This is a genomic window from Parendozoicomonas callyspongiae, from assembly GCF_023502345.1.
Classification (GTDB): domain Bacteria; phylum Pseudomonadota; class Gammaproteobacteria; order Pseudomonadales; family Endozoicomonadaceae; genus Sansalvadorimonas; species Sansalvadorimonas callyspongiae.
In genome coordinates this window covers 1-2491 of sequence record NZ_JAMFLX010000068.1, presented here as the reverse complement: position 1 = coordinate 2491, position 2491 = coordinate 1, and the positions used below count along the sequence as shown (strand labels likewise).

General features: G+C 53.2%; 2 protein-coding genes. Both read left to right on the top strand.

The window, feature by feature from the left end:
• Positions 1-78 precede the first annotated feature (78 nt).
• Entirely contained in the window at positions 79-1620 is a 1542-nt protein-coding gene (gene istA / locus M3P05_RS20225; RefSeq protein ID WP_249701939.1) for an IS21 family transposase, read from the top strand.
• A gap of 11 nt (positions 1621-1631) precedes the next feature.
• Positions 1632-2387 (top strand): IS21-like element helper ATPase IstB, encoded by a 756-nt coding sequence (gene istB / locus M3P05_RS20220; protein ID WP_249701940.1) that lies wholly within the window; start codon positions 1632-1634, stop codon positions 2385-2387.
• Positions 2388-2491: the final 104 nt, after the last annotated feature.

The following is a 2491-nucleotide window of genomic DNA, read 5'->3' as shown; positions in this document are numbered from 1 at the left end:
TGACCTTCCTCAGCGCAGTCTTGATTTTTCACCCGCTACTCTCTTCCTGAACCCGTTCAAGGAAGAGCTGATAGCCCGATGAAGAGACTGCATATGCGCAAAATTCGTGATGTGCTGAGACTCAAGCTGGAGCATGACCTGAGCAACAGCCGTGTTGCTCAATCCTGTAATATTTCCCGGTCGACGGTGAGGGATTACCTGAGACGGTTTAAAGCATCCGGACTGAGCTGGCCTCTGCCATGCGATATGGATCAAGATACTCTCAGCCAGAAATTGTACTCCTGTTCCCAGAAAGTCAGCCAGAAAGAGAGTCGCATCCCGGACTGGAACACCATTCACAAGGAGCTACACAAACCCAGTATGACCTTGGCTCTGGCCTGGCAGGAGTACAAGGCCGGTTGTCCTGATGGTTATCAGTACAGTTGGTTCTGCAACAAGTACCGTGATTGGCGGCGGCACCTTGATGTTGTCATGCGGCAGAACCACATTGCTGGTGACAAACTGTTCCTTGATTATGCTGGTCAGACAGTTCCCATAAATGATCCGCATACCGGCGAAGTTCAGCAGGCCCAGGTCTTTGTTGCCACTCTGGGAGCGTCCAGTTATACCTACTGTGAAGCGACATTAACGCAGTCTTTACAGGACTGGACCGGTTCCCATGTGCGTACCTTCGAATATCTGGGAGGTGTTCCCAACACTCTGGTTCCAGACAATCTCAAGTCAGCGGTGACCAAACCTCACCGTTATGAGCCGGAGAAAAATCCCACCTATCAGGACCTGGCCGAACATTATGAAGTGGCGGTTGTTCCGGCCCGGGTCAGGAAACCCCAGGACAAAGGAAAAGTCGAATCAGCCGTGCAGGTTGTAGAACGCTGGATTCTGGCACGGTTGCGCAATTGCACCTTCTTCTCCTTGAAGGCGTTGAACGATGCCATCAAGCCACTGCTGGAAGAGCTGAACAACAAAACCTTCCAGAATATGCCGGACGAGTGTCGCCGCTCCCTGTTTGAAACACTGGATCAACCAGCCCTGCGACCACTCCCTGCTGAGCGTTACCAGTTTGCCCAGTGGAAAAAGGCGCGGGTTCATATGGACTATCACGTTGAGGTTGATAAGCACTACTACTCAGTGCCATACACGCTGGTCAAAAAGCAGCTGGATATCCGCATAACCGGTCAGACTATCGAATGCTTTTACCGGGGCAAGCGTATCACCAGTCATGTCCGTTCTTACCTGAAAGGTCGCCATACAACCCAGTCTGAACATATGCCAGAGAAGCACCGCCGTTATGCCGAATGGACACCAGAGCGTGTCCAGCACTGGGCGGCGAAGACCGGGCCAGAAACCGAAGCGGTTGTGGTACGGATGATGAGTCACCGCAAATATCCGGAGCAAGCGTTCCGTAGCTGTCTCGGCATCATGAGCTTGGGAAAACGCTACACGCCAGCCCGTCTGGAGAGCGCGTGTCGTCGTGCGCTTTACCTGGATGCCTGCACTTACAAAAGCATCGAATCCATCCTCAAACATGGTCTGGACAAAGAACCTTTGCCTGATACAGCGCCAGAAGGTCTGTTGCCTGAACAGCATGAGAACCTCCGTGGTTCCCGCTACTACAACTGAGGAAAGTGATGATGTTACTCAACCCGACACTGGAAAAACTCCAGACCCTCAAGCTGACAGGTATGAGCAAAGCACTGGAAGAACAGCTGCAGGCTCCTGATCTTTACCAGCTGTCCTTTGAGGAGCGGCTGGGTCTGCTGTTGGACAGGGAAGCCACGGAACGGGACAACCGTCGTTTGAATACACGTATCAAACAGGCTCGTCTCCGTCAGGCAGCCTGCGTGGAAGATATCGACTTCCGCCACGCGCGTGGGCTGGACAGGGAACAGGTTCGGCAGCTGCTGAACTGTCACTGGGCCAGGGATCACCAGAATATCCTGCTGACAGGACCAACTGGGGTTGGAAAGACCTGGCTGGGCTGCGCTCTGGCCCAGAAAGCCTGCAGAGAGGGCTTTACAGTTCGTTATCACAGGGTTCCGCGCCTTCTGCAGGACTTACATATTGCCAAGGGAGACGGACGCTACCCAAAGGTCATGGCAGGACTGGCCAGGATAGATGTCCTGCTTCTGGATGATTGGGGGCTGTCAGCTTTTACCGATCAACAGAGAAGAGATGTTCTCGAAATCCTGGAAGACAGACACAATCTGAAAAGCACCATGGTGACCAGTCAGCTACCGATTGAACACTGGCATGAAGTGATAGGTAATCCCACCCTGGCCGATGCGATTCTCGACAGGCTGATTCACAATGCCCACCGGATACCATTGCAAGGTGAATCCCTCCGTAAGAAACGCAGAAAGGTAGCGAAAGCAAAGGCTGCCACCTAAGCTGGCCAGCGATGCGCTGGGGCATTAGCCAGGGGTGGCGAATGTGAACGGAACAGGGTGGCGAATAAAAACGGAATCAGGTGGCGAATGTTCTGGAATACCCA

Bases quoted from the DNA above. Each gene is read 5' to 3' on its own strand.
- istA (WP_249701939.1), top strand. From the start codon at position 79: ATGAAGAGACTGCATATGCGCAAAATTCGTGATGTGCTGAGACTCAAG.
- istB (WP_249701940.1), top strand. From the start codon at position 1,632: ATGTTACTCAACCCGACACTGGAAAAACTCCAGACCCTCAAGCTGACA.